This window comes from Thioclava sp. F36-6, from assembly GCF_002020305.1.
In the GTDB taxonomy this organism is placed as follows: domain Bacteria; phylum Pseudomonadota; class Alphaproteobacteria; order Rhodobacterales; family Rhodobacteraceae; genus Thioclava; species Thioclava sediminum.
This window is the reverse complement of sequence record NZ_MPZX01000001.1, coordinates 47,863-74,468: the sequence shown is the minus strand read 5'-3', so window position 1 is coordinate 74,468 and position 26,606 is coordinate 47,863. Positions and strand designations below refer to the sequence as shown.

Below are 26,606 nucleotides of genomic sequence, written 5' to 3'. Positions count from 1 at the left end.
ACCGCAACGCATACCGGCCATGATGCGCCCGCAGCATGTTTTCCCTTGATGCGTTAACAAACTGCCCATAAATGAGGCTCAGAAGGGTTGGCCGTGCCGAAAGGCGCAGCACCTTCTACCTCCCTGTTGGACTTTGGCCGAGCTTTGCTCGGCCTTTTTTTTGCCCAACGCCCAGATGCCGCTTTCACGCAGGGCGCGAGAGCCACTCCCAACAGCCCCGACCTCACGAGATTTCACGCACTCGCGACCGCGCAAACCCCGCTTTACGCGCAACTATCCCCTTAGGTTCATTTAAAATTCTACGATCTCGTTCACAAAAATTTCAGTGAACTTTCGGCAGCTCAGCCCGTTCCTTTCCCGACGCCAGCAACGGCGCAGCACTTGAGTAACCAGTTGAAAGGATACTGTTATGACTACCGCGAAAAACATCTTTGCCGCTTCGACCGCTCTTCTTGGCGCGATGACCATCGCAGGTTCGGCTTCGGCCCTTGACCTGTCGAAAGTGCCCTCCACGAACAATGGTGACGGCCAGTATTACGGCATCGCCGACTATCGTGTTGGCGCGGTGCCGGGTCAGGAAACCTCGACGGGTACCCCGCCCGCGGTGACCTCGTCGAACACCTTCGAGTCGACCGACCAGTACGGCATCACCGACGTGAAGACCGGCACCGCGATGTTCGACAGCACCTCGATGGGCGAGGAAATGATCCCCGCGCAGCGCCAGCTGACCGACGAAGCCGGCATCACGGGCATGAAGACCGCCGCCAATGCCGAAGACAAGGCTATGAGCGTCGATGGCAACATCATCGGCATGATCGAGAAGGTCGAGGCGAATGACGGCTACGACACCGTCTATATCCGCACCTCGCCGAAGCTCGACACCACCGTGTCGCTGTTCAAGGTCAACGTGCCGAAAGGCGCAGCCGCCAATGGTCAGGTCAAGCTTGGCTGGACCGTGTCGGAACTGCTGACCAATCTCGAGACGCAGGTGGACATGCGCTCGTAATCCGGGCGTCACCTGATACACGCTTTTACGACGCGGGGCCTTCGGGCCTCGCGTTTTTTCTTTCCGCAACGTCCGGCCTCTCTTTTCCCCCTGCACATATTCGCCTAATAGGGGCGGCAAAGCCGATGCCGGAGGATCCTCATGAACGAGCCGCAGATCACGCCTGATCTCATCGCAGCCCATGGCCTGAAACCCGACGAGTACGACCGGATCCTCGAGATCATCGGACGCGAGCCGACTTTCACCGAGCTCGGGATCTTCTCGGCGATGTGGAACGAGCACTGCTCTTACAAGTCGTCGAAGAAATGGCTGCGCACGCTGCACACCGAGGGCGATCAGGTCATCTGCGGTCCGGGCGAGAATGCGGGCGTTGTCGATATCGGCGACGGGCAGGCCGTGGTCTTCAAGATGGAGAGCCACAACCACCCCTCCTATATCGAACCGCACCAAGGCGCCGCGACCGGCGTGGGCGGCATCCTGCGCGACGTGTTCACCATGGGCGCACGCCCGGTGGCCGCGATGGACAGCCTGAGCTTCGGTATGCCCGACCACCCGAAAACCTCCCATGTCGTCAAAGGCGTGGTCGAGGGCGTGGGCAGCTACGGCAACTGCTTCGGCGTGCCGAACGTGGGCGGCGAAGTGCGCTTCCACCCCTCCTATAACGGCAACTGCCTCGTGAACGCCTTCGCGGCGGGCCTCGCGGATGCCGACAAGATTTTCTACTCCGCCGCGTCCGGCATCGGCATGCCGGTCGTCTATCTCGGTGCCAAGACGGGCCGCGACGGCGTCGGCGGCGCGACCATGGCCTCGGCCGAGTTCGACGACACGATCGAAGAGAAGCGCCCCACCGTTCAGGTCGGCGACCCCTTCACCGAGAAATGCCTGATGGAAGCCTGCCTCGAACTGATGCAGACCGGCGCGGTGATCTCGATTCAGGACATGGGGGCCGCGGGCCTCACCTGTTCGGCGGTCGAGATGGGCGACAAGGGCGGGCTGGGCGTGAAGCTCAACCTCAATGCGGTGCCGCAGCGCGAAGCCGCGATGACCGCCTATGAGATGATGCTGTCGGAGAGCCAGGAGCGGATGCTCATGGTCCTCAACCCCGAGAAGGAAGACATCGCGCGCGAGATCTTCGTGAAATGGGATCTCGACTTCGCCATCGTCGGCGAGACTATCGCGGAAGACCGCTTCCTGATCATGCATGGCAACGAGGTGAAAGCCGACGTTCCGCTGTCGAAACTGTCCTCGGAAGCCCCCGAATACGATCGTCCGTGGGTGGAAACGCCCATCGCGACCGCTGGCGAGGCACTGCCCGAGATCGGTGCGATCGATGCGCTCAAGGCGCTGATCGGCTCGCCGAACTACGCGCATAAGTCCTGGGTCTACGAGCAATACGACACGCAGGTGATGGGCGACACGGTGCGCCGTCCGGGTCTCGGCGCGGGCGTCGTGCGCGTGCACGGCACCGACAAGGCGCTGGCCTTCACCGCCGATGTGACCCCGCGCTACGTCAAGGCGAACCCGTTCGAGGGCGGCAAGCAGGCGGTGGCCGAGGCCTATCGCAACCTGAGTGCCGTGGGCGCCAAGCCGCTGGCCTCCACCGACAACCTGAACTTCGGCAACCCCGAAAAGCCCGAGATCATGGGCCAGTTCGTGGGCGCCATCAAAGGCATCGATGCCGCCGTGCGCGCGCTCGACATGCCGATCGTGTCGGGCAACGTCTCGCTTTACAACGAGACCGACGGCACCGGCATCCTGCCCACGCCGACCATCGGCGCGGTCGGCCTGCTGAGCTCGCTCGACGAGCTGATCGCGGGCCTGCCGACGGCGGGCGACGTGGCGATGGTGATCGGCGAGACCAAGGGTCACCTCGATCAATCCGCGCTGGCGTTTGAAGCCTTCGGGCTCGAGTCGGGCGACGCGCCCGAGGTCGATCTCGACGTCGAGAAACGCAATGGCGAGTTCCTGCGCGAGAACCGCGCGCTGGTCAAAGGCGCGAGCGATCTGTCGGATGGGGGCCTCGCGCTCGCAGCTTTCGAGATGGCGGAAGAGGCCGGTCTGGGCGTTACGCTCGAGGCTAACGACATCGCGACGCTCTTCGGCGAGGACCAGGGCCGCTACCTCGTGGCCTGCTCCTTCGACCAGGCGGAGGCGCTGATGGTCGCCGCCCGCAAGGCCGAGGTGCCGCTTTACACCGTGGGTCGCTTCGGCGGCGACACGGTCGGCTTCGGTTCGGACAGCGCCCCGCTGGAGGAGCTGTCGAACCTCTATCGCACGGCCTTCAAAGCGGCGATCGACGCCTGAGTTCTGTGACCTGACGCAGGGCGGACATGCGCGCCGGGCGGTTCCTGACCGCCCGCGCACAAGCTAATGTCTCGGCGATCCACCGATTTCAGGCTCCCGCTTTGACCAGTTCCACCCTCGCCTATGCCGCCCGGCTGTTTCTCGCCGCGACGCTTGCCCTGACTGCCGCCCGGTTACTGGGCCTGACCAATATCTATTGGGCGGCCATGCCCGTCTGGGTCGTGATCCAACCCCATCGCGAAGACATGGCCCTGCGCGCAGTGCTGCGGGTCGCAGGCACCTTGGTCGGCGCCGGTATCGGGATCGCCGCGCTTCGCTGGCTGCCGGTGCCGGGAATCGCACTGACCGTGGCGCTGACCGCAGCCATCGGCGTCGGTATCGCCTATCGGATCGGGACGCATTGGGCCTATGGCTTCACGTTGATGACGATCACGATCGGCGTGGTGGTGATGCCCGCGCTAGGGATGGGGGCGGATGCGATCCCGCTCGCGCTCGACCGGGTCGCCTGCACCCTTCTGGGCGTCATCTCGGTGACGGCAGTGAACTGGCTCTTCACGCCGGCCCGTCGCGCGCCGATGCCGCCGCGCCCGAACCCGCATTTCGTCCAGCAGCTTTGGCTGCGCATGGCGGCGGTGGCGGTGCTCACTGGCGGGGCCACGCTGGTCGACGCCCATTTCACCCATCCCGCCGCAACAGCCGCCGCGCTTTCGGTGATCGTCTTCTCCTCGGTTCTGGGCTCCATGCCGAATCCGCGCCCTGCCGTGCGCTTCCTAGTGCCCGGTGTCGCGCTTGGGGTGCTCGCCGCGGTCGCCTATCGCGGGCTCACGCATCTGTCAGGCGGCGATCAGACCGAGCTTCTGATCCTCGCCTTCGCCTTCATCGCGGGCGGTGCGCTGCTGCGCGCCCATCCTCGCACCACGCTGATGGGGATCGACATCAACATGTGCTTCCTGCTCGCCGGAGAAGTTGGCGCGCCGGGCCATTCCCTGCCCGTAACGACCGCAGGCGCCGCCGCGATGTTCATCGGCAGCGTGGCCATCGCGACGCTCATGTTTTTCCTGTCGCGATTGCACCCGCCAGCGGCCACCGCATAGGCCCGCGCCCCCGCGCATCCCCTTGCAGCCAGCCGCCGCGCCACTTAAGTTTGCGGCAAAGGACGAGGAGCCCTATTTATGGCAATGGAAGCCCATGACATCGAAGCCCTGATCCGGGCCGAATTCCCCGATGCCAAGATCACGATCACCGATCTCGCCGGGGACGGGAATCATTGGGCGGCGGAGGTCATCGACGAGAGCTTCCGTGGCAAGAACCGCGTCCAGCAACAGCGCGCGGTCTATGCCGCGCTCAAAGGGGCGATGGACGGGCCGAACGGAGTGCTGCACGCGCTCGCTTTGACCACCAAAGCGCCCGAATGATTTCACACACGTCTCCAAGCGGGACGGAGAAAGGATTTAGCGATGAACGCGCAAGACCAAATCGCCCAGCAAATCTCTGAGAATGACGTCGTTCTCTTCATGAAGGGCACCAAGGACATGCCGCAATGCGGGTTTTCGAGCCGCGTCGCGGGCGTGCTCAACTTCATGGGCGTGACCTACAAGGACGTCAACGTGCTCGCGGATCAGGACATCCGCCAAGGCATAAAAGACTATTCGGACTGGCCGACCATCCCGCAGCTCTACGTCAAAGGCGAATTCGTCGGCGGCTGCGACATCATTACCGAGATGACCCTCTCGGGCGAGCTGGATCAGCTGTTCGAGACCAAGGGCGTGAGCTTCAACAAGGACGCCGCCGAGCAGATCCGCGCCGCCAACGCGTAAGCGCAGATCCCGACTTAATCGAAAGCCCCGCCCTCCAGTGGCGGGGCTTTTGCGTTTCAGCGTCGGTCTGAGTTGGGCGCGGCCCGGCGGTCCGGCCCCCTCGTCTCACTTGCGCCCGATGAAGCGGTCGAACCAGCCTTTCGCGCCCTCTTCAGCATCGTCCCAGGCCTCGCTCGCATCCTCGAAAAGCGGATCGATCGAGCGTTGGCGGAACTGTCGCCACATCGCACGGATCGTCAGCAAGACGATCACCAGAAGCGTCAGGATGATGATGCTGCCCCAGGGAATGATCCGCGTATCCGGCCCCGGCACGACCTTCAGACCGACCGCATTGGGGTAGATCGTCAGCCAGCGCGAGCGCCAGCCATAGCGCGTGACCGATACCCAGATCGGATCGGCCGAGGTCGAGATCAGCGACTCCGCCTGCGCCTGCAGGTCCGAACTGTCGAGCTTGAAGTAAGGCGGCCAGCCCCAGCCGGTATCCTCGTTGCGGAAGACCAGCGTCTTGCCGTTGGGACGCACCGTGTTGATGAAGCGCACGTCGCGGCTGGTCGCACTCGCGGTGCCGACGTCGGGCGCGGCCCAGAATATCGAGTTCTCGCCGAAATCGACGCGGCGCACCTCGGTGCCGACGATCCGCACGATGTCATGACGCGGCAGGTTGTAATGCAGGAACACCGCAACGAAGCCGATAACGACCAGCCAGAAGCCCCATTTCACGTAACGCATCGGATTCTCACCTGTAATTCATCAGATAGATAATGAGCCCCACCACGACGATCGGCAGGACATAGACCAGCCAGATCAGCTTGCGCAGCAGGCTTTTCTCATAGTCCCGCATCCCGGCCTCGACGAAGGTATCGCGCGTGGTCTCGGCCCGGCCCTCGGCGGCGGCCTCGTTCCAATCCTCTTCCAGCGCCTCGCGCCGGACCGACCGGGCATAGAGACGCACCAGCCAGAACAGGATCGTCAGCACGATCAGCCCGAAGATCGCCAGTCGAATGAAGGCCAGCATCGCGCGCCCTCCTTGCCCCTCGCTGTCGCAAGCCTAGGCCGCGGCGGCGCGGTTGACCAGATCAGCCCTTCCGGCGCGCCATGCCGATCCGGATCAGCTTGATCACGATGGCCGAAGCCGCGACCGGGATCAGCGCGAGCACATAGGTCGCGGCGAACATCTGGCGCGGCACATAGCCGTTCGAGCAGCTCGCCGTGTCGGAGAAGAAATGCAGCACGAAGCCCGCACCGCAGGCGGTGCCGGTCATATAGAAAGCGGGCACGATCATCGCGACGGGCACCAGCGCCAAAAGCTTCGCCCAGTCGTATTTCGACAACCACCCTCCGACTGCAATGCAAAGCACGAGCGCGAAGGCCAAGAACAGGTTCATCCGGTCTCTCCGTAGGAATTTGCACCGCAATAGCGCGCGGGGGCGCCAAAAGCCATGTGTTTTCAATCCTTGCGTTTTCGCTTGGCGCGCGGCGGCGCCCGGCGCTAGCCTTGGGTATGGACCTCGCCACCCGCCTGAAATCCGCCATCGACGCGCGCCGCGACGAACTGATCGCGCTGACCCAGGCACTGATCCGCATCCCGACGCTGAACCCGCCGGGGCGAAACTACCGCGAAATCTGCGATTTTCTCGCGGCCTACCTCTCCGAACGCGGCTTCACGACCGAATTGATCCGCGCCCATGGCGCGCCCGGCGACAGCGAGACCTATCCGCGCTGGAACCTCGTCGCCCGCATCGAGGGCACGCGCCCCGGCGACTGCGTGCATTTCAACTCGCATCACGACGTGGTCGAGATCGGCCATGGCTGGACCCGCGACCCGTTCGGCGCCGAGATCGACGGAGACCGCATTTACGGGCGAGGAGCCTGCGATATGAAAGGCGGGCTCGCGGCCTCTGTCATCGCGGCGGAGGCCTTCCTCGACGCCTGTCCCGATTTCGCGGGCAGCATCGAGATTTCCGCCACTGCCGACGAGGAATCGGGCGGCTATGGCGGCGTGGCCTATCTGGCCGAGCAGGGCCGCTTCGATCCCGCCCGCATGCAGCATGTCATCATCCCCGAGCCGCTGCACAAGGACCAGATCTGCCTCGGTCATCGCGGAGTCTGGTGGGCCGAGGTTGAGACCCATGGCCGCATCGCGCATGGCTCGATGCCGTTTCTCGGCGACAGCGCGATCCGCCATATGAGTGCCGTTCTGAGCGAGATGGAGGACACGCTCTATCCCCTCCTTCTGGGCAAGCAGACCGAGATGCCCGTGATCCCCGAAGGCGCGCGGGCCTCGACGCTGAACGTCAACTCGATCCATGGCGGCGCGCCGGAAGAAGGGGCCGATTACACCGGCCTGCCCACGCCCTGCGTCGCCGATCGCTGCCGCATCGTGATCGACCGGCGTTTTCTGATCGAGGAAGACCTCACGGAGGTGAAGGCCGAAATCACCGACCTGATGGAGCGCGTGAAAGCCCAGCGTCCGAGCTTCCGCTATGAAATCCGCGACCTGTTCGAGGTGCAGCCCACGATGACCGACAAGGGCGCGCAGATCGTGCGCTCCACCGCCGCCGCGATCGAGGCCGTGCTGGGCCGCGAGGCGGCTTACGTCGTCTCTCCCGGCACCTATGATCAGAAACATATCGACCGGATCGGGCGGCTGCAGAATTGCATCGCCTACGGGCCGGGGCTTCTGGAGCTCGCCCATCAGCCCGACGAATGGGTCGGCATCGAGGATATGACCGACAGCGCGAAGGTCATGGCACTGGTTCTGGCGGAACTGCTGGGGTCTTAGGGGCGCTGCCCCTCGGCGCGTGCCGCGCCTCACCCCGGGATATTTGGACCAAGGGGAAGGAGCATTCCCTCCTTCTTCGCTCTTGTCGAAATATCCCGGGGGCGGCGGAGCCGCGGGGGCAGCGCCCCCTCGAGAGATCAGACGGCGATATTGTCGATCAGGCGCACATCGCCCAGCCAGATCGCGGCCAGCATCCGCGCCGGTTGCGACAGATCCGTCGCGGGTTTCAGTCCGTCGACCGTGCGCAGTTCGAGATAATCGAGCGCCCCGAAGCCCGCGTCTTTCAGCTCGGTCTTCGCATCGTTGAGGGCGCCTTCGACCGGTACGCCGTCGCGGATCTTCGCGGCGGCTTGCTGCATCACCGTATGCAGGCGCGGCGCCAATTCGCGTTCCTCAGCCGTCAGCCGCACATTGCGCGAGGACATCGCCAGCCCGTCCTCTTCGCGGATGGTCGGGCAGCCGATGATGCGGATCGGCATGTTGAGATCGCGGGTGAGCTGCTGGACCACCTGCAATTGCTGCCAGTCCTTCTCGCCGAAGAACGCGCGCCCCGCCTGTGTCATGCCGAAGAGCTTCGAGCAGACCGTCGCCACGCCATCGAAATGGCCGGGCCGGAACGCGCCCTCGAGTGGTTCGGTGATGCCCGCGACGGACACGGTGGTGGCGAAGCCGTCGGGATAGACCTCGTCCACGCCCGGCGCAAAGAGCACATCGACCCCTTCCGCTTCCAGAAGCGCCAGATCCTGCGCCTCGTCGCGCGGGTATTTGTCGAGGTCCGAGGCGTTGTTGAACTGCATGGGATTCACGAAGACCGTCACGATCACGCGGTCCGATTGCTTGCGCGCGGCGCGGGCGAGGCTGAGGTGGCCGTCATGCAGCGCGCCCATCGTCGGCACCACGCCGACCAGCATCCCCGAGCGTTTCCACGCCGCCACCTTGTCGCGCAGTTCGGCGGCCTTGCGAATCACCTGCGTCATTTCTTCACCTCATCGGCGAAGCTGTGCTCGGCTGCCGGGAAGCTGCGGTCGCGCACCTCGGCTGCGTAATCGGCGACCGCGGCTTCGGCTTCCTGACCGAGCTGGCCGAAGCGCTTGACGAATTTCGGTTTGAAATCGGTGAAGAGGCCCAGCATGTCGTCGACCACCAGCACCTGCCCGTCGCAGCCCGCGCCCGCGCCGATGCCGACGGTGGGGATAGCGATCATCGCGGTGATCTCGTCGGCCAGCCCCTGCGGCACTTTCTCCAGCACCACCGAGAAGGCGCCCGCGTCGGCGACCGCTTTCGCATCCTTTACGAGACGCGCCCGGCTGTCGCCGCGGCCCTGCACCTTGTAGCCGCCCAACGTGTTCACCGATTGCGGGGTCAGCCCGATATGGGCCTGCACCGGGATACCGCGCGCGGTCAGAAAGGCGATGGTCTCGGCCATATGCGCGCCACCTTCGAGCTTCACCGCCCCCGCGCCGGTCTCGGCCATCAGCCGCGACGCGTTGCGGAACGCCTGCGCCGGGCTTTCCTCATACGACCCGAACGGCATGTCGATCACCATCAGCGCATTCGAGAGGCCGCGTGCGACCGCTTGGCCGTGGAGGATCATCATCTCCATCGTCACGCCCAGCGTCGAGGGCAGCCCGTGGAGCACCATGCCCACCGAGTCGCCGACCAGCACGAGATCGCAATGGCTGTCGACCAGTTTCGCAATCGGCGTGGTGTAGGCGGTCAGGCAAACGATCGGCGCGCCGCCCTTCATCGCGAGAATATCTGCGGGCATTTTCTGCCGCGTGGTTCCGGTGACGCTCATGGCATCCTCCTGATCTGCTTGCGCGCGAGTCCTAGCGTCACCCGGCCCGCAAGGAAAGACGTGAACGCGCAAACGCTGCGGCATCGGGGCGCGTATCGCGTCATTTGGCGCGGTTCTGGAGGCGTCGCGGCCCAAGAAAAACGGCGCGAGGTTGCCCCCCGCGCCGTGAATATTTTTCCGAAAAGATCGGCTCGATCAGTTAGTCGTATCGACGCAGGTGCCGGTGCCGGAATAGCCGCAATCGACGGTGGAGCTGGCAGTCTCGCCCGAGCCGCCGACCTCTTGGGCCATCGCGACCGACGCCTGATGCTGCTCTTCCTCGACCTTCTGCTGATCGGGGATCTGGCCCGCTTTCCACGCGGCCTCGTCCTCGTTGATCGCCACCTGATTATAGGCGGAGACCACATAGCCCGAATGCAGCTGCACGACCGGGCCTTCCATCTCGAGGCTCTCGGCGCGGCTGCGCACCTTCACCGGCGTGCCCTTCGGCACTTTCGAGAACAGGTCGATGATGTCCTGATTGAACAGACGGATACAGCCAGCCGAGGTCGCACGCCCGATCGAGGACGGATCCATCGTGCCGTGGATGCGGTAATAGGTATCCCGGTTACCCTGGTAGAGGTAGAGCGCACGCGCGCCCAGCGGGTTGTCCAGACCACCCGGCAGACCGTCTTTCAGCGGCCCGTAGAGGTCGGGATCTTCCTGGATCATGTTCTGCGTCGGCGTCCAGCTCGGATATTCCTGCTTGCGCTTGATCGTGGCATCCCCCGAGAAGGTCTTGCCATCGCGACCGACGGCGACGCCGTAGCGCTCTGCCTTGCCCGGCGCGGTGATGTAGTAGAGGAAGCGCGCATAGGGATCGACGACGATCGTCCCGACAGCCTCGGGCCCGTGATAGGGCACGACCTGGCGGCGGTTGCGCTCCACCAGATATTTCGGACTGATCGCCGGGATGGTTTTCCCGTCATCTTCGCGCGCCTGATATTCGGCGGGCACGGCCTTCGTCGACTGGGTCGGTTGCGCATAGCGCTGTTCCGGCGCACTCGCGCAGGCAGCCAAGATGCCAGCCAGCCCGAAGAGCATGGCCGGGCGGATTGCGCGTTTGAGCGTCGAATAACTCGCGGTCACTTGCAATTTTCCTGTCTCTTTTTCCGGTGGGCCTTCGGCCCGGTTCCGTCATTCAAGGGGCTAGATAGGGGAAAGTTCCCTCCACTCACACTCACATGAATGTGATCTGGTCGCGTCCGGCAGATTCCTGCCCTCTTGATTTTCCGCGCGCGCGCGCCGAGCGTGCTGCGAAATCGCGTGACAAGAGGAGGTGCCGCGCATGAGTTTGCCGCTTTGGTTCGATCCCGAGGAGATGTTGATCGGAGGCGTCTGGCGCAAGCCCGATGCGCGCCTTTCCGTGGAATGCCCCTCGGATGGGCGCGAGATGGCGCAGATCGCCCGGGGCGGCAAGCCGGAGATCGACGCAGCGGTCGAGGCCGCACAGGCGGCGCTTGCAGGCGACTGGGGACAGCTAAGTGCGGCAGAGCGCGGGCGGCTCCTGATGAAGATGTCCGGGCTCGTGCTGGCCCATGCCGAGGATCTAGCCGTGATCGAGGCGCTCGATGTCGGTAAACCGTTGACGCAGGCACGCGCCGATGTGGCGGCACTGGCGCGCTATCTCGAATTCTATGGCGGGGCCGCCGACAAGGTGATGGGCGAGACGATCCCCTATCTCAACGGCTACACCGCCTACACGCTGCGCGAGCCGCATGGCGTGACCGCGCATATCGTGCCGTGGAATTACCCGATGCAGATCATCGGGCGTTCGGTCGCAGCAGCGCTGGCGATGGGCAACGCGGCGGTCGTGAAACCTGCCGAAGAAGCCTCGCTCACCGCGCTGGCCTTCGGGCGGATCGCGCAAGAAGCGGGGATGCCAGCCGGGGCGCTCAATATCGTGCCGGGTCTGGGCGAAGAAGCCGGAGCCGCGCTCTCGGCCCATCCCGGCATCCAGCATATCTCCTTCACCGGATCGGTCGCGGTTGGCCAACGCATTCAGGCAGCCGCCGCAGCGAATGCCGTGCCCGTCACGCTGGAGCTTGGCGGCAAATCCCCGCAGCTCGTCTTCGACGATGCCGATCTCGACCGCGCGCTGCCCTTCCTCGTGAACGCAGGCATCCAGAACGCCGGGCAGACCTGCTCGGCCTCGTCGCGCATCCTCGTGCAGCGCTCGCGCTATGACGAGGTGCTGGAGAAGATGGCCGCGCGCTATCGCGACCTGACGGCGGGGCCCGCGCTTGGCGATCACGACCTCGGCCCGCTGATCTCGGGGCGGCAGAAAGGGATCGTCGAGGGCTATCTGGCGCTCGCCTCCGACCTCACTATCGCGGCCCAAGGTCGGATCGCCGAGGACGTCCCCGCAGGCGGCCATTACGTCGCGCCGACCCTGATCGGTGGCGGCCACGGTGCGCACCGACTCGCGCAGGAGGAAATCTTCGGCCCGGCGCAGATCGTTATCCCCTTCGAGGACGAAGAAGAGGCCGTCGCCATCGCGAACGGCACAGAATACGGGCTCGTCGCCTCGGTCTGGTCAGAAAATGGCGGGCGGACGATGCGGCTCGCCCGTCGCCTCCGCGCAGGACAGGTCTTCCTGAATAATTACGGCGCGGGCGGAGGCGTGGAGCTTCCCTTCGGCGGCATCGGTAAATCCGGGCATGGGCGCGAGAAAGGGTTCGAGGCGCTCTACGGCTTCTCCACCCTGAAAACCGTTGCCGCCTGGCATGGCTGAAGGTTTCGGCTTGGCGGAAATATCCCGGGGGTGAGGCGGGATCAGCGGCCTTCCAGTGGAAGGACGCCCCGACGAACGCCCGAAGCGCAAGCGAAGGGCCGGCAGACCGGGGGGCAGAGCCCCCTTGCACCCGATGTGTCCCGCGACAACAGTAGGCCCCGAGGAGGAGAGCCGATGAGACTGGAAGGCAAAAGCGCGATCGTCACCGGCGCGGGCTCGGGCTTCGGGGCGGGGATCGCGCGCCGCTTCGCCGCCGAAGGTGCGCGGGTTCTGGTCGCGGATCTCAACGCCGAGGCCGCGCAGGCCATCGCCGACGAGATCGGCGGCGTGGCCTGCACCGTGGATGTCAGCCGCGATGCGGATGTCGCCGCACTGGCGCAGGCGGCGCGGGAGGCGTTCGGGCAGATCGACATTCTGGTGAACAATGCCGGGACCACCCATCTGCCGAAGCCGATGGAGGAGGTGACCGAGGAGGAGTTCGACCGCGTCCTCACCGTCAACGCGAAATCGGTCTACCTGACTGCACGCCACATCGTGCCGGGGATGAAGGCCCGCGGCGGGGGCGCGATCCTGAACGTGGCCTCCACCGCCGGCGTCAGCCCGCGGCCGAACCTGAGCTGGTACAATGCCTCGAAGGGCTGGATGATCACCGCAACCCGCGCGATGGCGGTGGAGCTTGCGCCCTCCGGGGTCCGCGTCAACGCGATCAACCCGGTCGCCGGGGAGACCCCGCTTCTGAAAAGCTTCATGGGCGAGGACACGCCGGAAATCCGCGCGAAGTTTCTCTCGACCATCCCGCTGGGGCGGTTCTCGACGCCCGAGGACATGGCGAATGCGGCGCTGTTCCTGTGCTCGGACGAGGCGAGCATGATCACCGGCGTCGCGATGGAGGTCGATGGCGGGCGCTGTATCTGAGCGTAGAGCATTGAGTTGGGGGCGTTGCCCCCAAACCCCCAAGATATTTGGACCAAGAGGAAGATGAAGGCAGGGCCGAACAATCTGATCACCGATATCGCCGGGCTGCGCGTGGGCAATGCCGAGGATGCGGGGCTGCGCTCGGGTGTGAGCGTTCTGCTGGGCGAGCGCCCCTTCACGGCAGCGGTGCAGGTGATGGGCGGCGCGCCGGGAACGCGGGAGACCGATCTTCTGGCGCCGGACAAGCTAGTGCAGGATGTCGATGCGCTGGTGCTCTCGGGCGGCTCGGCCTTCGGGCTTGGCGCCTGCGACGGGGTGATGGCGGGGCTGCGCGCCCAAGGGCGCGGTTTCGCGGTGGGCGATCAACGCGTGCCAATCGTGCCCGGCGCGATCCTGTTCGATCTGCTCAATGGTGGCGACAAGAGTTGGACCGAGACGCCCTACCCCGGGCTTGGGCGCGCGGCGCTCGAGGCGGCCACGGAGCGGTTCGAGATCGGCAGCGCCGGGGCGGGCTTCGGGGCGATGACCGGGACTTTCAAAGGCGGGCTCGGGTCGGCTTCGGCGGTGTTAGAGAGCGGCTTCACAGTCGGCGCGCTGGTGGCGGTGAATGCGCTCGGTTCGGTAACCGTCGGCGACGGGCCGCATTTCTGGGCCGCACCTTGGGAGATCGACGGCGAGTTCGGCGGGCTGGGTGCCGCGCTAAACCATGATCCCAGCGCCGAGCCCGAACCGATGAAACGCCAGGGCGAGGCCACGACCATCGCCATCGTCGCGACCGATGCCGCGCTCACCCAAGCGCAGGCGCAGCGCATGGCCACGGCCGCCCATGACGGCATGGCGCGGGCCATCGTGCCCTCCCATACACCGATGGACGGCGATCTGATCTTCGCTACCGCGACCGGCGATAAGCCTTTGGCCGACCCGGTCCGCGATCCGTTCCAGCTTGGCCATGCGGCGTCTTGCGTGCTTGCCCGCGCCATCGCCCGCGCCATCTATGAAGCCAAAGAACACCCCGGCGATCTGCAGCCCTGCTGGCGCAGCCGTTACGGAACATCGAAAAGCCCGGCGCATTGACCGGACGACCCATCCAGCCCTTCGGAGGACATCATGCTCGACGACAAGACCGACCTCAAATCCATCCTCAAGGATCCCTCGCTTCTGGTGACCAAGGCCCTCGTCGCGGGCGAATGGGTCGATGCCGATGACGGCACCACCTTCGACGTGACCAACCCCGCGCGGGGCGACGTGATCTGCACCGTGCCCGATCTGGGCCGTGCCGAGACCGCCCGCGCCATCGCCGCCGCCGAGGAGGCGATGAAGGACTGGGCCGCGCGCACCGGCAAGGAACGCGCGCAGATCATGCGCAAATGGTACGACCTGATGATGGAGAACCAGGACGATCTCGGCGCGATCCTGACCGCCGAGATGGGCAAGCCGCTCGCCGAGGCGAAGGGCGAGATCGCCTATGGCGCAGGCTTCATCGAGTGGTTTGGCGAAGAGGCCAAGCGGGTCTATGGCGAGACCATCCCGGGCCATCAACGCGACAAGCGGATCACCGTGATCAAGCAGCCGATTGGGGTCGCGGCCTCGATCACGCCCTGGAACTTCCCCAACGCGATGATCGCGCGCAAGGCGGGCCCGGCGCTCGCTGTGGGCTGCGGTTTCGTCTGCCGCCCGGCCTCCGAGACGCCGCTCTCGGCGCTCGCGATGGCGGTGCTTGGCGAACGCGCGGGCCTGCCCAAGGGCATCCTCTCGGTCATCACCTCCGCGAAAGCCTCCGATATCGGCAAGGAGTTCTGCGAGAACCACAGCGTGCGCAAGCTGACCTTCACCGGCTCGACCGAGGTAGGCCGCATCCTGCTGCGTCAGGCGGCGGATCAGGTGATGAAATGCTCGATGGAACTGGGCGGCAACGCGCCCTTCATCGTGTTCGACGACGCCGATCTCGACGCGGCGGTCGAAGGCGCAATGGCGTCGAAATTCCGCAATAACGGTCAGACCTGCGTCTGCGCCAACCGCATCTATGTCCAGTCCGGGGTCTATGACGCCTTCGCCGAGAAGCTGGCCAAGGCCGTCAACGCCCTCAAGGTGGGCGACGGCCTCAAGGAAGGCGTCGAGGCCGGTCCGCTGATCAACGAGGACGCGGTCAAGAAGGTGCAGGAGCATATTCAGGACGTGCTCGATCATGGCGGCTCGATCGTCACCGGCGGCGAACGTCACGAAATGGGCGGCACCTTCTTTCAGCCGACCGTGCTGACCGGGGTCACGCAGGAGGCCAAGGTCTCGCATGAAGAAACCTTCGGTCCCGTAGCCCCGCTCTTCAAGTTCGAGACCGAGCAGGAGGCGATCGCCAAGGCCAATGACACGATTTTCGGCCTTGCGAGCTATTTCTACGCCCGCGACGTGGGGCGCATCACTCGCGTTCAGGAAGGTCTGGAATACGGGATCGTCGGCGTCAACACTGGCCTGATCTCGACCGAGCTCGCCCCGTTCGGCGGCGTGAAGCAGTCCGGCCTGGGCCGCGAGGGGTCGCATCACGGGATCGAGGATTATCTCGAGATGAAATATATCTGCCTGGCGGTCTGAGACCGATCCGAGGCGGAAGAACAATGCAGAGGGCGGGCCGCGTGTCCGCCCTCTCTTTCATTAACACTCTCCGCTGCTTATCTTGTCCGTGAACGAGAATGAGGGGCCGGGCTTTGGGCATTTCCGACATTGCGGACGGGATCACACGCGGGATCGAGGGCATGGGCCATTCGGTCTCGGAGGCGCTGTTCGAACCGGTGATCCGTCTCGGCGTGACGGGTCTGTCGCGCGCGGGCAAGACCGTGTTCATCACCTCGCTGGTCGCGAACCTGCTGGATCGCGGGCGGATGCCGGCGCTGGGATCGGCGTCGGATATCACCGCCGCCTATCTGCAGCCGCAGCCCGACGACACCGTGCCGCGTTTCGATTACGAGAGCCACCTTGCCGCGCTGACTGGCCCTTCGCCGCATTGGCCCGAGGGCACGCGCGCCGTCTCGGAGCTGCGGCTGTCCTTCCGCATCCAGCCGCGCGGGATGCTGGGCGCGGTGCGCGGGCCGCGCGTCGTGCATCTCGATATCGTGGATTACCCCGGCGAGTGGCTGCTCGACCTCGGGCTGATGGACAAAAGCTATGCCGAGTGGTCTGCGGAGGCGCTGGCACGTCTGCCGAGCCGTCCGCAAGGCGCAGAGTATCTGGCGCAGTCCGAGGCGACTGATGGCACGGCGGAGTTCACCGAACCGCAGGCCAAGGCGCTGGCGGCAGGCTTCACCCGATACCTCACCGAGGCGCGCGATGCGGGATTCTCCGATTGCACACCGGGGCGCTTCCTGCTGCCCGGAGAAATGGCCGGATCGCCCGCCCTGACCTTCGCGCCCTTGCCCGAGGGTGAGGCCCCGCGCGGCTCGCTGCGACGCGAGATGGAGCGCCGCTACGACGCCTATAAACGCGAGGTGGTGCGTCCCTTCTTCCGCGATCATTTCGCTAAGATCGACCGGCAGGTGGTGCTGGTCGACGTGCTGGGCGCGATCCATTCCGGGCCCGCCGCGCTCGACGATCTACGTCAGGCGATGGCGGATATTCTGGCCGCCTTCCGCCCGGGCCGCGCAAGCTGGCTGACCTCGCTGATCGGCGGCAAGCGGGTCGAGAAGATCCTCTTCGCCGCCACCAAAGCCGACCATCTGCACCACACCCAGCACGCCCGCCTGACCGCGATCACCGGCGCACTGCTGCGCGAGGCCAAGGACCGCGCCGATTTCGCAGGCGCGAAGACTCTCGCGCTGTCGATCGCGGCGCTGCGCAGCACCACGGAAGAAACCCTCTCGCATGACGGGGCGGAGTTGCAGGCGGTGCGCGGGCGTCTGGAGAGTGGCAAGTCGGTCGCGCTCTATCCCGGCGAATTGCCCGCCGACCCGGCGCAGCTTCTCTCGCCCGCGGCGCAAGGGGCCTCCGCATGGCTTGACGAGGATTATTCGATCATGAACTTCGCCCCGGCCCCGGTGATCTTGCGACCCGGCGAAGGCCCGCCGCATATCCGGCTCGACCGCGCGGCCGATTTCCTGATCGGGGACAAGCTATGAAAAAACCGGTGATGATCGAGATCGAGGACGCGCCCTCGCCCGCCGAGGCCGCGCCGATCGAGGATATGCCGCATGCGACCGAGGAGCGGCTGGAAGGCCGCGCCATGCAGATCGCGACACGGCTGGGGGCGCGGCGCACCTCGCCCATCGTGCGCTTCTTCTGGCGCGCGAGCGTGGCGCTGGTGGGCTTCCTGATCTCCGTCGCGCTCTGGCGTTTCATCGACGGGCTGTTCGCCACTCATCCCATCCTCGGCTGGATCGGCACCGCGCTGGTCGCGGCCTTCGCGCTTGGCGCGCTGCTGATCACCGGGCGCGAGATCGCCGCCTTCTCGAGGCTGGCGCGGCTCGACAAGGTCCATAAGGAAGTCTCGGAGGCGCTGAGCGAAGATGATCTGAGCCGCGCGCGCAAGGTCACGGCCCATGTCTCGGGCCTCTATGCCGCGCGGCCCGAGATGGACTGGGCGCGCAAGCGGCTGGCCGAGCAAACGGGCGAGGTGCTCGACACCGACACGCTGATGGGGCTGGCCGAAGCCGAGCTGATGGGCCCGCTCGACGCCGCCGCCCGGCTCGAGATCGAAGCGGCGTCGCGCACTGTGGCCACCGTCACCGCTATCGTGCCATTGGCGCTGGCCGACGTCTTCACCGCGCTCACCGCGAACCTGCGGATGATCCGGCGCATCGCGGAAATCTATGGCGGGCGCTCGGGCACGCTCGGTTCGATCCGGCTGGCGCGCACGGTGATGACCCATCTCGTCGCGACCGGTGCGGTGGCGGCGGGCGACGATCTGATCGAGACAGTCACCGGCGGCCATCTCGTGTCGAAACTCTCACGCCGCTTCGGCGAAGGCGTGATCAACGGCGCGCTGACCGCCCGTGTGGGCATCGCCGCGCTGGAGGTCTGCCGTCCGATGCCCTTCCGCAAGCTGCAAAAGCCCCGCGTGACCAATCTGATCGGGCGATCGCTTACCGGGGTCTTCGGGAAAAAAGAGGACTGATCCTCTTCCTCTTGGCATAGATATCCCGGGGGGTGAGGCGGGTCTAGCGGCCTTCCAGTGAAAGGACGCCCCGCCGAACGCCCGAAGCGCAAGCGAAGGGCCGTCATGGCGGGGGCAGAGCCCCCACCACCTCTAGTTGTGCGCGCCTACGCGCGCGGGTCATTTCAGCTTCGGAATACCGCCCGCAAAGGTCTCGCGTTCGACCACGCCTTGCCGCAGGCTCATCCCGATCCGATGTGCAAGCGCCGACCAGCCCGCCGCCTGTTCGGGCGAGAGCTCCGCGCTCAGCACCTTGTCGAACTCCGCAAGCCAGGTCGAAAACATCCCCGGGCGCACATTGCCCGCCGCGCGGTGGACCTGCATGGGCGAGCCGTCATAGCCCGGCTTGCGCAGGATCGCGTTTTTCCAGAAACGCGCGACCTTGTCTTCATGTGTGGGCCAGTCGGTGACATGCACCGCAAAGACCGGACCGAGCATCGCGTGACCGCGCACGCGCTCGTAGAAGCGCGCCACGACGCGGTCGATCTCCGCCTCGGTGATCTCGAAACGCGCCAAAGGGTCAGCCATCGCCAAAGAGGTCCGTCTGCGGGGTGGCGGGTTTCGGTGCCTCCAGCCCCAGATGCCGCCACGCCCGCGCGCCCAGCATCCGCCCGCGCGGAGTGCGGCTGATCAGGCCCTGTTGCAGCAGGTAGGGCTCGATGACTTCTTCGATCGCGTCGCGGCTCTCTGACAGCGCGGCCGAGAGCGTCTCCACGCCCACCGGGCCGCCGCCGTAATGATCCGCCATCAGCATCATGTAGCGCCGGTCCGCCCCGTCGAGCCCGAGATTATCGACACCGAGCCGCGTCAGCGCGCGGTCCGCGATCTCGCGCGTCAGCCGCCCGTCACCCTCGACCAGCGCGAAATCGACGACCCGGCGCAGCAGACGGCCTGCGATGCGCGGGGTGCCCCGGGCGCGCTTGGCGATCTCGCGGGTGCCCGCGGGGTCGGACGGGATACCCAAAAGCCGCGACCCGCGTGTCACGATCAGGTCCAGCTCGTCCTCGGTGTAGAATTGCAGCCGCGTCGGGATGCCGAAACGGTCGCGCAGCGGCGTCGTCAGCAGGCCGAGCCGCGTGGTCGCGCCGACCAGCGTGAAGGGCTGCAACTCGATCCGCACAGTGCGCGCGGCAGGCCCCTCGCCGATCACCAGATCGAGCTCGAAATCCTCCATCGCGGGGTAGAGCACTTCCTCCACCGCCGGGTTCATCCGGTGGATCTCGTCGATGAAGAGCACGTCGCGCGCTTCAAGATTGGTCAGGATCGCGGCGAGATCGCCCGCCTTGGCCAGAACCGGCCCCGAGGTCATCTTGAAATTCACGCCCAACTCGCGCGCCATGATCTGCGCGAGCGTCGTCTTGCCCAGACCGGGCGGGCCATGAAACAGCGTGTGATCCATCGCCTGGCTGCGCATCTTGGCGCTTTCGATGAAGACGCGCAGATTGGCGCGGGCTTCGGCCTGGCCCGTGAATTCCTCCAGCGCCTGTGGTCGCAGGGCGCGGTCGGCGTCTTCGGGCAGGCGGTCGGGCCGCAGAGTGGGATCAGGTTCGCTCATCGTCATTTACTGTCGCGCCTTTGGCGGAGGGGAGCAAGCGGGGCTCTGCCCCGCACCCCGGGATATTTATCCCAAGAGGAAGAGGTCAATCCTTTGGGGCCAGGAGCCTTAGCGCCGCGCGGATCAGCTTGGCCGTGTCGGTGACCTCCGGGTCGTCATTGGCCTGCGCGACGGCACCGGCCGCGTCGGACGGCGCATAACCGAGATTGGTGAGCGCGGAGATCGCCTCGGCGGTGAAGTTCACCTTCGGCGTCGCGGCCGGGGCCGCTTTCTTCGCGGGCTTCTTGGCGGGCGCGTCCTCGATCACCTCGGGCGTGGCATCGACGGTGAACTCCGCGCCCATCGCCATGACGGTCGGCGCTTTCTCCTTCAGCTCTAGCACTACGCGTTGGGCAAGTTTCGGGCCGACGCCGGGGGCGGATTTCACCGCCGACCAGTCGCCCAGCGCGATCGCGCGGCCCAGCCCCTCCGCGCCGAGCGTCCCGAGGATCGCGAGCGAGGCTTTCGCGCCGATCCCCTGCACCGAAGTCAGCAGCCGATGCCATTCCTTCTCCAACAGCGTCGGGAAGCCGAAAAGTTGCAGCAGGTCCTCGCGCACCAGCAGATCGGTATAGAGCGCGCAGGCCTCGCCCACGGGCGGTAGCGATTGCGCGGTGCGCTGGCTGACATGGACGACATAGCCCACGCCGCGCACGTCGATCATGACGTGGTCGAGCGCGCGGTGAATGATGACGCCTGCAATGCGACCGATCATGCGCGCCTCCGTTGGGTTGTGCCCAAGGCATCGCGGGAGAGTTGCGCCGCGTTCATCCGGGCCGCCGATTGCAGATGGAAAGCGTGGCAGATCGCAATGGCGAGCGCATCGGCGGCATCCGCACCTTCGAACTGCACGCCGGGCAGTTGATGACGCACCATGTGCTGCACCTGCGTCTTGTCGGCATGGCCGACGCCGACGACGGTTTTCTTGATCGCGTTGGGGGCGTATTCGCCGACCTCGAGCCCGGCCTGCGCCGGGGCCAAAAGCGCAATGCCGCGCGCCTGCCCAAGTTTCAGCGTCGCCACCGCGTCCTTGTTGACGAAGGTCTGCTCCACCGCGGCCGCTTCAGGCATGTGGGTCGCGATGACCGCGCTCAGCCCTTCGTGCAGCACCAGCAGGCGCTTTGCCAAATCCTTACCTTCGGAATGGAGAATCCCGTTCGCGACGTGCCTGAGTCGCGATCCGTCCATCTCGATCACGCCCCATCCGAGATTGCGTAACCCCGGATCGATCCCGATCACCCGCATTTGCCCTGCCTCGTTCTTGTGTTGTTTCGCAAGAACTAGCACGAAAAGGGAACATCGGCCAGAGGGGATGCAAAAACCGGCCTCATATCACATGCGATTCCTGCATGGCGGGGCTGCCAAAACTGAGATTGTTTTCGCACCCTGCCAGTCTTATCTGCGCTTCAGAAGATGTAATGCCCGAAACTTGAGCAGTTTGTGAACGAAGGATCCTCCCCATGGCTTCGATGGATATCAACACCCGCATGAGCCGCAGCGCCCGACCGAGCGTCTTTACCTCGCTGATCGCAGCCCTGCACGACTGGAACGACGCACGCGTCACCCGCAAAGCTCTGATGAAGCTCAGCGACCGCGCGCTGGACGATATCGGCCTGACCCGGCTCGACGTGGCGCGCCTGCGCTAACGCGACCGACAGGTCATGCGAAAAGGGCTGCCCCGGCAACGGCGCAGCCCTTTCTTTATGGCGTAATGGCTTCGGTGCTCAGCCGATATACGGCGCGAGCAGCCCGGCGATCTTGCGGGTGATCGGGTCGGCATGCATGATCCAGGCCCCCACCCGTTCGAATTGCGAGCCACCCGCGAGGCTTGCGACACGCGCCTCGTAGCTCTCCTGGCCCACCTGCGCGAGCATCGCGCCCTTCACCAGCAAAATACCGGCAAAGATCAGCGCCACACCGCGCAGCGGAATACTGCGGCGCGACTTCGGGCGCATGGAATCAAAATAGCTGCGCCCCAATGCACCGGACGCCTCGAATGCACCGCCTGCTTGATGGATCTGGTCGATCCGATGCAGGCGCTTTTCAAAAGACTCGATTTGCGGATCGCGCATGGCAAACCCCGTTAACTGCGATGCCCCCAAAGGCAATTTCTCAGGTCAGGGTAAAGCAATCCTTACGGCAATCGGAGCGGATTTGTGGCGGATTAGGCGCGCTGCATGGCCAATGTCGTCCATTCGCCGAATTCCTTACGCGAATGGGAAACAAAGCCCTGCGCCTGATAGGCGGCGACCACTTCATCGGCTTGTTCGTTGAGGATCCCGCTGAGGATCACGAAGCCCGATTCGGCGCAGTTGCGGCCCATTTCGGGGGCAAGCGCGACGAGCGGGCCTTTGAGGATATTGGCGAAAATCAGATCGAAGGGGGCGGCCTCTTTCAGGCGCGGATCGCCGAAGCCCGCGGCCTCGATGCAGATCACGCGGCCCTCAAGATCGTTCACCGCGACATTCGCCGCAGCCGTTTCCACCGCGACCGGGTCGATATCGGAGGCCAGAACCGGCTCGGGCCAGAGCTTCGCCGCCGCCATCGCCAGAACGGCGGTGCCGCAGCCGATATCGGCGACGTTGTGGAAGGTGTGACCCTCCTTCGCCAGCTCGTCGAGCGCGGTCAGGCAGCCGGAGGTGGTCCCGTGATGGCCCGTCCCGAAGGCCATCGCCGCATCGATCCGCAGCGCGATTGTATCCGCCGGAATCTTGTCCTCGTCATGGCTGCCATAGAGGAAGAAGCGGCCCGCGCGCACCGGGGCCAGCTCGCGCCGCACATGGGCGACCCAATCGGTTTCCGGGATTTCCGAGACAACGAAGGGCTGCGCCCCGTGCGAGATCGCCAGCAGGTCCAGCGCCACATCGTCGGGGGCCTCGAGGAAATAGCCCGAAACCTCGTAGCGGCCCGACCCGTCCTCGATCTCGAACACGCCGGTGCCATAGGGGCCGGGATCGAGCTCTTCGAGACGTTCGGACAGCGCCTCGGCGGCCTCGCGATCGGCCAGCGTGGTAAAGGCGGTGAAGGTGGTCATGGGCGCGCTCCTCGGGATGGTTGCGCCCGGGCTTAGGGCCGCGGGCGCGAGCCGTCAAGCGGCCCGCACACGCATCAGATCACGCGTTCAGCCCGATCGGGCAGGTCACACCGGTGCCGCCGATGCCGCAATAGCCGCCGGGGTTCTTCTCCAGATATTGCTGGTGATAATCCTCGGCATAGTAGAAGGGCGGCGCGCCGATGATCTCGGTGGTGATCGTGCCATAGCCCGCCGCCTGCAGGCGCTCGGCATAGGCGTCGCGCGAGGCTTCGGCGGCCTCTTTCTGCGCATCCGTGTAGGTGTAGATGCCCGAACGATACTGCGTGCCGCGGTCATTGCCCTGACGCATCCCTTGGGTCGGGTCGTGGCCCTCCCAGAAGACGCGCAGCAGGTCTTCGTAGCTGACCTTGGCGGGGTCGTAGATGACGCGGACGACCTCGTTATGGCCGGTCATGCCGGTGCAGACTTCGCGATAGGTCGGGTTGGGCGTGGGGCCGCCCGCATAGCCGACCATGGTCAGCCAGACGCCGTCGGTGTTCCAGAACATGCGCTCGACGCCCCAGAAGCAGCCCATGCCGAACATCGCCTCTTCCATGCCCTCGGGCACGGGCGAGCGCAGGTCACGGCCCCAGAGGAAATGCGGCTCTGCCAAAGGCATCGCTTCGTCACGCCCCGGCAGGGCGTCGGCTTTGGTGGGAATGGTGGCGGGTTTTCCGAACAGCATGGTAAATCTCCCTTTCGCGCCCCTCTCAGATAGGCGCGGAGCGGCGGAATTTCCAGTTCAAGCAGGCATCACGCCGGAACCGGACCGAGGCCTTGCAGCACCGTCTCGTAGCCTTTCGAAGGGTGACGCGGCACCAGCAGCGCGAGCCCCAGCGAGATCACCGCCATCGAGGCCGCCAGCCCGAAGACCGCGCCGGGCGAGACCATCCAGAGGTAGCCCAGCGTCACCGGCAGGAAGACAGCCGCGATATGGTTGATCGTGAAGGCGACGGCGGCGGTGGGCGCGATATCCTCGGGGTCGCAGATCTTCTGGAAATAGGTCTTCTGCGCGAAGGCCAGAGCGAACAGCAAGTGATCGACCACGTAAAGCGCGCAGGCCAGCCAAATACCCCAGTCGAACCAGTAGATGCCGCCATAGGCGAGGAACAGCAGCGTCAGCCCGACATATTCGAAGATCAGCGCCCGGCGTTCGCCGAAGCGATGCACAAAGCGGCCCATTGCAGGCGCAGCGGCCATGTTGACCGCGAAATTGATCAGGAAGAGCGCGGTGATCTCGTCCACGCGCAGCCCGAAGCGTTCGACCATCATGAAGGCGGCGAAGACCACGAAGATCTGCCGCCGCGCGCCCGCCATGAAGGTGATCGCGTAATAGAGCCAATAGCGGCGACGCAGCACGAACTTCTTCGATTGCGGCTCGCGGGTGTGGAACTGCGGATAGATCAGCGCGGCGGCCGCCATCATCACCATCGTCGCGATCCCGGCGGTGGCGTAGACGAATTCGTAGCTGAGGTTGAACGTCTTCCAGGTCAGCACGAGCACCGCATAGGCCGCGAGCGAGGCACCCGAGCCGATGGCCACGATCCGGCCCAGCGTCTGCGGCGCCTTGGCCTTGTCGATCCACTGCAATTGCAGCGACTGGTTCACCGTCTGGAAATAGTGAAACCCGATCGAGGACAGTAGCGTCACGATGATCAGCCCGGCAAAGCTCGGGAACAGCGCGGTCACCGCCGTCGCCCCACCGAGAAGAAGCAGCGACAGAATCGCCAGTGTCTGCTCGCGCATCACCCAAAGCACGACGATCACGCCGATCGCGAGGAAGCCCGGCACTTCGCGGAAGCTCTGCAGCCAGCCGATATCGACGCCGTCGAAATTCACCACGTCGATGACGAAGTTGTTCAGGAGCGCCGACCAGGTGGCGAAGGAGATCGGCATGGCGGTGGCCATGACGTAGAGCAGCGCCTCGGGTCTGCGCCAGCGCGGCAGCTCGTGGGCCTCGTCGAGAGGGACGGATCGGAACTTCATCATGCCTTCCTTAGACGCGACGGCAGCGCCTGCGGCAAGTCTGCAAAAGGTGCAACCTGACTCAGATCAATGTGCGTTTCTGCGGTTTCTGGCAGAACCCGTGCGCGAACGGGAGATCGTATCATGGACATCATCGCACTCATCGAGCGGATCGGCGAAGGCCCTACGGCGGCGCTTTTCGGGGTGATCACCGGGCTTATCTTCGGCGTCGCCGCGCAGAAATCCAACTTCTGCCTGCGGGCCGCCACGGTGGAATTCGCGCGCGGCAAGCTGGGCGGCAAGGTCGCGGTATGGTTCCTGACCTTCTCGACCGCGCTGGTCTGGGTGCAGGGCGCGCAGCTTCTGGACCTGTTCCGGCAGGCCGACAGCCGGATGATGTCGGTGCCGGGCTCGTGGTCGGGCGCGATCATCGGCGGGCTGATCTTCGGTGTCGGCATGGTGCTGTCGCGCGGCTGTTCGGGACGGCTTCTCGTGCTGGCAGCGACGGGCAACCTGCGCTCGGTCGTCTCGGGGCTGATCTTCGCGGTGACCGCCACGATGAGCCTCAAGGGCATCCTCGCGCCGCTGCGTGACCGGCTGGCGAGCCTCTGGATCACCGGCGCGCAGAACGTGAACATTCTCGACGCGCTGCACCTTCCCGACTGGACCGGGCTGGCTGTCGGCATCGTCTTCGCCATCGCGGGCATGTATCTGGCCAAGCGCAATGAGATCGGCGTGAAGACGTGGATCTTCGCCTCCGGTGTCGGCTTCGCCGTCGCGGTGGGCTGGGTGCTGACCTTCATGCTGAGCCAGGTCGCTTTCGATCCGGTGCCGGTGAACTCGGTTACCTTCTCGGGCCCCTCGGCCAATACGCTGATGTTCTTCCTCGACCGCAACTCGGTGCTGGAATTCGACGTGGGCCTGGTGCCCGGCGTGGTTCTGGGCGCTTTCCTGAGCTCGCTCTTCTCGCGCCAGTTCGCATGGCAGGGCTTCGACTCGATGCCGGTGATGCGGCGCTCGATGATCGGGGCGATCTTCATGGGCTTCGGTGCGATGCTCGCAGGCGGCTGCGCCATCGGCAACGGTGTGACGGGCACCTCCGTTCTGGCAGGCACCGCATGGCTGGCGCTGTTCTGCATGTGGATCGGCGCGATGGTGACCGACTTCCTGCTCGACCAGCGCACGATGACACCCGCCACCGCTTGCTAAGTACGCTCTCCGTCGCGTGCTTTCATATGGCGCGTCCCGGCAAGGTCAGGGCGCGCCTAGGCCAGTTCCTGCCGGTTCGCTGAAACCTGCGCGAATCCTTACCTAACGTCACCCATTAGAACGCGTTACGAATTCAGCATAAGACGCCTTCGGAATGCGGGTGATCGCGACCTCTTGGCTCTGCGATTCGTCGACACCGCAACCGCATCACGAAAAACGCTGAAGAAAATCGT

Annotated in this window: 28 protein-coding genes; 14 read left to right on the top strand and 14 right to left on the bottom strand. The window is 65.3% G+C overall.

Going from position 1 to position 26,606, the window contains the following annotated elements; translation table 11 throughout:
* Positions 1-409 precede the first annotated feature (409 nt).
* The 5 genes from BMI88_RS00335 (at position 410) to grxD (ending at position 5,127) form a co-directional block, all read left to right on the top strand.
* Entirely contained in the window at positions 410-1,006 is a 597-nt protein-coding gene (locus tag BMI88_RS00335) for a hypothetical protein (RefSeq protein WP_078545039.1), read from the top strand.
* Between the two features lie 141 nt (positions 1,007-1,147).
* Positions 1,148-3,310, top strand: a complete 2,163-nt coding sequence (gene purL / locus BMI88_RS00330) for a phosphoribosylformylglycinamidine synthase subunit PurL (RefSeq protein ID WP_078545037.1) — start codon at positions 1,148-1,150, stop codon at positions 3,308-3,310.
* Positions 3,311-3,411: 101 nt separating this feature from the next.
* Positions 3,412-4,404: an FUSC family protein gene (locus BMI88_RS00325; RefSeq protein WP_168173912.1), complete on the top strand. Its 993-nt coding sequence runs from the start codon at positions 3,412-3,414 to the stop codon at positions 4,402-4,404.
* 78 nt (positions 4,405-4,482) lie between these two features.
* Positions 4,483-4,725: a BolA family transcriptional regulator gene (locus BMI88_RS00320; protein ID WP_075775791.1), complete on the top strand. Its 243-nt coding sequence runs from the start codon at positions 4,483-4,485 to the stop codon at positions 4,723-4,725.
* A gap of 42 nt (positions 4,726-4,767) precedes the next feature.
* Complete coding sequence (grxD, locus tag BMI88_RS00315; RefSeq protein WP_078522053.1) at positions 4,768-5,127, top strand: Grx4 family monothiol glutaredoxin; 360 nt, start codon at positions 4,768-4,770, stop codon at positions 5,125-5,127.
* A gap of 105 nt (positions 5,128-5,232) precedes the next feature.
* Here grxD and BMI88_RS00310 read toward each other — a convergent pair whose 3' ends face one another.
* The 3 genes from BMI88_RS00310 to BMI88_RS00300 all read right to left on the bottom strand — a co-directional run bounded on the left by BMI88_RS00310 (position 5,233) and on the right by BMI88_RS00300 (position 6,512).
* Positions 5,233-5,856: a DUF1523 family protein gene (locus BMI88_RS00310; protein WP_078522054.1), complete on the bottom strand. Its 624-nt coding sequence runs from the start codon at positions 5,854-5,856 to the stop codon at positions 5,233-5,235.
* A gap of 7 nt (positions 5,857-5,863) precedes the next feature.
* A complete protein-coding gene (locus BMI88_RS00305; RefSeq protein ID WP_143594708.1) occupies positions 5,864-6,142 on the bottom strand; it encodes a hypothetical protein in 279 nt (92 codons plus the stop codon).
* Between the two features lie 61 nt (positions 6,143-6,203).
* The gene (locus BMI88_RS00300; RefSeq protein WP_078522055.1) at positions 6,204-6,512 is read right to left on the bottom strand and encodes a hypothetical protein; all 309 of its coding nucleotides are present in this window, start codon (positions 6,510-6,512) and stop codon (positions 6,204-6,206) included.
* 116 nt (positions 6,513-6,628) lie between these two features.
* Here BMI88_RS00300 and BMI88_RS00295 point away from each other — a divergent pair, with 116 nt between their 5' ends.
* A complete protein-coding gene (locus BMI88_RS00295; protein ID WP_078545033.1) occupies positions 6,629-7,909 on the top strand; it encodes an acetylornithine deacetylase/succinyl-diaminopimelate desuccinylase family protein in 1,281 nt (426 codons plus the stop codon).
* Positions 7,910-8,046: 137 nt separating this feature from the next.
* Here the strand turns inward: BMI88_RS00295 and panC are convergent, their stop codons facing one another.
* From panC to BMI88_RS00280, 3 genes are all read right to left on the bottom strand, one after another.
* Positions 8,047-8,886, bottom strand: coding sequence for a pantoate--beta-alanine ligase (gene panC / locus BMI88_RS00290; protein WP_078545031.1), 840 nt, complete (start codon positions 8,884-8,886; stop codon positions 8,047-8,049).
* The gene (gene panB, locus BMI88_RS00285; protein ID WP_078545029.1) at positions 8,883-9,707 is read right to left on the bottom strand and encodes a 3-methyl-2-oxobutanoate hydroxymethyltransferase; all 825 of its coding nucleotides are present in this window, start codon (positions 9,705-9,707) and stop codon (positions 8,883-8,885) included. The genes panC and panB overlap by 4 nt, the downstream gene beginning before the upstream one ends.
* A 195-nt stretch (positions 9,708-9,902) precedes the next feature.
* Positions 9,903-10,835: a L,D-transpeptidase gene (locus BMI88_RS00280; RefSeq protein WP_348638888.1), complete on the bottom strand. Its 933-nt coding sequence runs from the start codon at positions 10,833-10,835 to the stop codon at positions 9,903-9,905.
* A 199-nt stretch (positions 10,836-11,034) separates the two neighbouring features.
* On the opposite strand from BMI88_RS00280, the gene BMI88_RS00275 reads away from it, so the two are divergent.
* The 6 genes from BMI88_RS00275 to BMI88_RS00250 all read left to right on the top strand — a co-directional run bounded on the left by BMI88_RS00275 (position 11,035) and on the right by BMI88_RS00250 (position 18,493).
* Positions 11,035-12,480: an aldehyde dehydrogenase family protein gene (locus tag BMI88_RS00275; RefSeq protein ID WP_078545027.1), complete on the top strand. Its 1,446-nt coding sequence runs from the start codon at positions 11,035-11,037 to the stop codon at positions 12,478-12,480.
* Positions 12,481-12,654: 174 nt separating this feature from the next.
* Positions 12,655-13,395: an SDR family oxidoreductase gene (locus BMI88_RS00270; protein ID WP_078545025.1), complete on the top strand. Its 741-nt coding sequence runs from the start codon at positions 12,655-12,657 to the stop codon at positions 13,393-13,395.
* 63 nt (positions 13,396-13,458) lie between these two features.
* Complete coding sequence (locus tag BMI88_RS00265; protein WP_078545023.1) at positions 13,459-14,469, top strand: P1 family peptidase; 1,011 nt, start codon at positions 13,459-13,461, stop codon at positions 14,467-14,469.
* Between the two features lie 33 nt (positions 14,470-14,502).
* Entirely contained in the window at positions 14,503-15,981 is a 1,479-nt protein-coding gene (locus tag BMI88_RS00260) for an NAD-dependent succinate-semialdehyde dehydrogenase (protein ID WP_078545021.1), read from the top strand.
* 113 nt (positions 15,982-16,094) lie between these two features.
* The gene (locus BMI88_RS00255; protein ID WP_078545019.1) at positions 16,095-17,498 is read left to right on the top strand and encodes a YcjX family protein; all 1,404 of its coding nucleotides are present in this window, start codon (positions 16,095-16,097) and stop codon (positions 17,496-17,498) included.
* On the top strand, positions 17,495-18,493 hold the full coding sequence (locus BMI88_RS00250; protein ID WP_246831787.1) for a TIGR01620 family protein: 999 nt from the start codon (positions 17,495-17,497) through the stop codon (positions 18,491-18,493). The genes BMI88_RS00255 and BMI88_RS00250 overlap by 4 nt, the downstream gene beginning before the upstream one ends.
* A 159-nt stretch (positions 18,494-18,652) precedes the next feature.
* Here BMI88_RS00250 and BMI88_RS00245 read toward each other — a convergent pair whose 3' ends face one another.
* From BMI88_RS00245 to ruvC, 4 genes are all read right to left on the bottom strand, one after another.
* Positions 18,653-19,060: a group III truncated hemoglobin gene (locus BMI88_RS00245; RefSeq protein WP_078545017.1), complete on the bottom strand. Its 408-nt coding sequence runs from the start codon at positions 19,058-19,060 to the stop codon at positions 18,653-18,655.
* Complete coding sequence (ruvB, locus tag BMI88_RS00240; protein ID WP_078522132.1) at positions 19,053-20,087, bottom strand: Holliday junction branch migration DNA helicase RuvB; 1,035 nt, start codon at positions 20,085-20,087, stop codon at positions 19,053-19,055. The genes BMI88_RS00245 and ruvB overlap by 8 nt, the downstream gene beginning before the upstream one ends.
* An 85-nt stretch (positions 20,088-20,172) precedes the next feature.
* Positions 20,173-20,841 (bottom strand): Holliday junction branch migration protein RuvA, encoded by a 669-nt coding sequence (gene ruvA / locus BMI88_RS00235; protein WP_078522065.1) that lies wholly within the window; start codon positions 20,839-20,841, stop codon positions 20,173-20,175.
* On the bottom strand, positions 20,838-21,371 hold the full coding sequence (gene ruvC / locus BMI88_RS00230) for a crossover junction endodeoxyribonuclease RuvC (RefSeq protein WP_078522066.1): 534 nt from the start codon (positions 21,369-21,371) through the stop codon (positions 20,838-20,840). The genes ruvA and ruvC overlap by 4 nt, the downstream gene beginning before the upstream one ends.
* A 215-nt stretch (positions 21,372-21,586) precedes the next feature.
* Between ruvC and BMI88_RS00225 the strand changes: the two genes are divergently transcribed.
* Positions 21,587-21,772, top strand: a complete 186-nt coding sequence (locus BMI88_RS00225) for a DUF1127 domain-containing protein (RefSeq protein ID WP_078522067.1) — start codon at positions 21,587-21,589, stop codon at positions 21,770-21,772.
* Between the two features lie 78 nt (positions 21,773-21,850).
* Here BMI88_RS00225 and BMI88_RS00220 read toward each other — a convergent pair whose 3' ends face one another.
* The 4 genes from BMI88_RS00220 to BMI88_RS00205 form a co-directional block, all read right to left on the bottom strand.
* Positions 21,851-22,198 carry a hypothetical protein gene (locus tag BMI88_RS00220; protein ID WP_078540338.1) on the bottom strand — a complete coding sequence of 116 codons (348 nt, stop codon included), beginning with the start codon at positions 22,196-22,198 and terminating at the stop codon, positions 21,851-21,853.
* A 92-nt stretch (positions 22,199-22,290) separates the two neighbouring features.
* On the bottom strand, positions 22,291-23,160 hold the full coding sequence (locus tag BMI88_RS00215; RefSeq protein WP_078545015.1) for a 50S ribosomal protein L11 methyltransferase: 870 nt from the start codon (positions 23,158-23,160) through the stop codon (positions 22,291-22,293).
* Positions 23,161-23,239: 79 nt separating this feature from the next.
* Positions 23,240-23,884, bottom strand: a complete 645-nt coding sequence (msrA, locus tag BMI88_RS00210; RefSeq protein ID WP_078545013.1) for a peptide-methionine (S)-S-oxide reductase MsrA — start codon at positions 23,882-23,884, stop codon at positions 23,240-23,242.
* Between the two features lie 68 nt (positions 23,885-23,952).
* Positions 23,953-25,185: an MFS transporter gene (locus tag BMI88_RS00205; protein ID WP_078547194.1), complete on the bottom strand. Its 1,233-nt coding sequence runs from the start codon at positions 25,183-25,185 to the stop codon at positions 23,953-23,955.
* A gap of 123 nt (positions 25,186-25,308) precedes the next feature.
* Between BMI88_RS00205 and BMI88_RS00200 the strand changes: the two genes are divergently transcribed.
* Positions 25,309-26,373 (top strand): YeeE/YedE family protein, encoded by a 1,065-nt coding sequence (locus BMI88_RS00200; RefSeq protein ID WP_078545010.1) that lies wholly within the window; start codon positions 25,309-25,311, stop codon positions 26,371-26,373.
* Positions 26,374-26,606 lie beyond the last annotated feature (233 nt).

What these genes read in the sequence shown, in the direction of transcription:
- BMI88_RS00335 (WP_078545039.1), top strand. Translation starts at nt 410, where the DNA reads ATGACTACCGCGAAAAACATCTTTGCCGCTTCGACCGCTCTTCTTGGC.
- purL (WP_078545037.1), top strand. Translation starts at nt 1,148, where the DNA reads ATGAACGAGCCGCAGATCACGCCTGATCTCATCGCAGCCCATGGCCTG.
- BMI88_RS00320 (WP_075775791.1), top strand. Translation starts at nt 4,483, where the DNA reads ATGGCAATGGAAGCCCATGACATCGAAGCCCTGATCCGGGCCGAATTC.
- grxD (WP_078522053.1), top strand. Translation starts at nt 4,768, where the DNA reads ATGAACGCGCAAGACCAAATCGCCCAGCAAATCTCTGAGAATGACGTC.
- BMI88_RS00310 (WP_078522054.1), bottom strand. Translation starts at nt 5,856, where the DNA reads ATGCGTTACGTGAAATGGGGCTTCTGGCTGGTCGTTATCGGCTTCGTT.
- BMI88_RS00305 (WP_143594708.1), bottom strand. Translation starts at nt 6,142, where the DNA reads ATGCTGGCCTTCATTCGACTGGCGATCTTCGGGCTGATCGTGCTGACG.
- BMI88_RS00300 (WP_078522055.1), bottom strand. Translation starts at nt 6,512, where the DNA reads ATGAACCTGTTCTTGGCCTTCGCGCTCGTGCTTTGCATTGCAGTCGGA.
- BMI88_RS00295 (WP_078545033.1), top strand. Translation starts at nt 6,629, where the DNA reads ATGGACCTCGCCACCCGCCTGAAATCCGCCATCGACGCGCGCCGCGAC.
- panC (WP_078545031.1), bottom strand. Translation starts at nt 8,886, where the DNA reads ATGACGCAGGTGATTCGCAAGGCCGCCGAACTGCGCGACAAGGTGGCG.
- panB (WP_078545029.1), bottom strand. Translation starts at nt 9,707, where the DNA reads ATGAGCGTCACCGGAACCACGCGGCAGAAAATGCCCGCAGATATTCTC.
- BMI88_RS00275 (WP_078545027.1), top strand. Translation starts at nt 11,035, where the DNA reads ATGAGTTTGCCGCTTTGGTTCGATCCCGAGGAGATGTTGATCGGAGGC.
- BMI88_RS00270 (WP_078545025.1), top strand. Translation starts at nt 12,655, where the DNA reads ATGAGACTGGAAGGCAAAAGCGCGATCGTCACCGGCGCGGGCTCGGGC.
- BMI88_RS00265 (WP_078545023.1), top strand. Translation starts at nt 13,459, where the DNA reads ATGAAGGCAGGGCCGAACAATCTGATCACCGATATCGCCGGGCTGCGC.
- BMI88_RS00260 (WP_078545021.1), top strand. Translation starts at nt 14,503, where the DNA reads ATGCTCGACGACAAGACCGACCTCAAATCCATCCTCAAGGATCCCTCG.
- BMI88_RS00250 (WP_246831787.1), top strand. Translation starts at nt 17,495, where the DNA reads ATGAAAAAACCGGTGATGATCGAGATCGAGGACGCGCCCTCGCCCGCC.
- BMI88_RS00245 (WP_078545017.1), bottom strand. Translation starts at nt 19,060, where the DNA reads ATGGCTGACCCTTTGGCGCGTTTCGAGATCACCGAGGCGGAGATCGAC.
- ruvB (WP_078522132.1), bottom strand. Translation starts at nt 20,087, where the DNA reads ATGAGCGAACCTGATCCCACTCTGCGGCCCGACCGCCTGCCCGAAGAC.
- ruvA (WP_078522065.1), bottom strand. Translation starts at nt 20,841, where the DNA reads ATGATCGGTCGCATTGCAGGCGTCATCATTCACCGCGCGCTCGACCAC.
- ruvC (WP_078522066.1), bottom strand. Translation starts at nt 21,371, where the DNA reads ATGCGGGTGATCGGGATCGATCCGGGGTTACGCAATCTCGGATGGGGC.
- BMI88_RS00225 (WP_078522067.1), top strand. Translation starts at nt 21,587, where the DNA reads ATGGCTTCGATGGATATCAACACCCGCATGAGCCGCAGCGCCCGACCG.
- BMI88_RS00220 (WP_078540338.1), bottom strand. Translation starts at nt 22,198, where the DNA reads ATGCGCGATCCGCAAATCGAGTCTTTTGAAAAGCGCCTGCATCGGATC.
- BMI88_RS00215 (WP_078545015.1), bottom strand. Translation starts at nt 23,160, where the DNA reads ATGACCACCTTCACCGCCTTTACCACGCTGGCCGATCGCGAGGCCGCC.
- msrA (WP_078545013.1), bottom strand. Translation starts at nt 23,884, where the DNA reads ATGCTGTTCGGAAAACCCGCCACCATTCCCACCAAAGCCGACGCCCTG.
- BMI88_RS00205 (WP_078547194.1), bottom strand. Translation starts at nt 25,185, where the DNA reads ATGAAGTTCCGATCCGTCCCTCTCGACGAGGCCCACGAGCTGCCGCGC.
- BMI88_RS00200 (WP_078545010.1), top strand. Translation starts at nt 25,309, where the DNA reads ATGGACATCATCGCACTCATCGAGCGGATCGGCGAAGGCCCTACGGCG.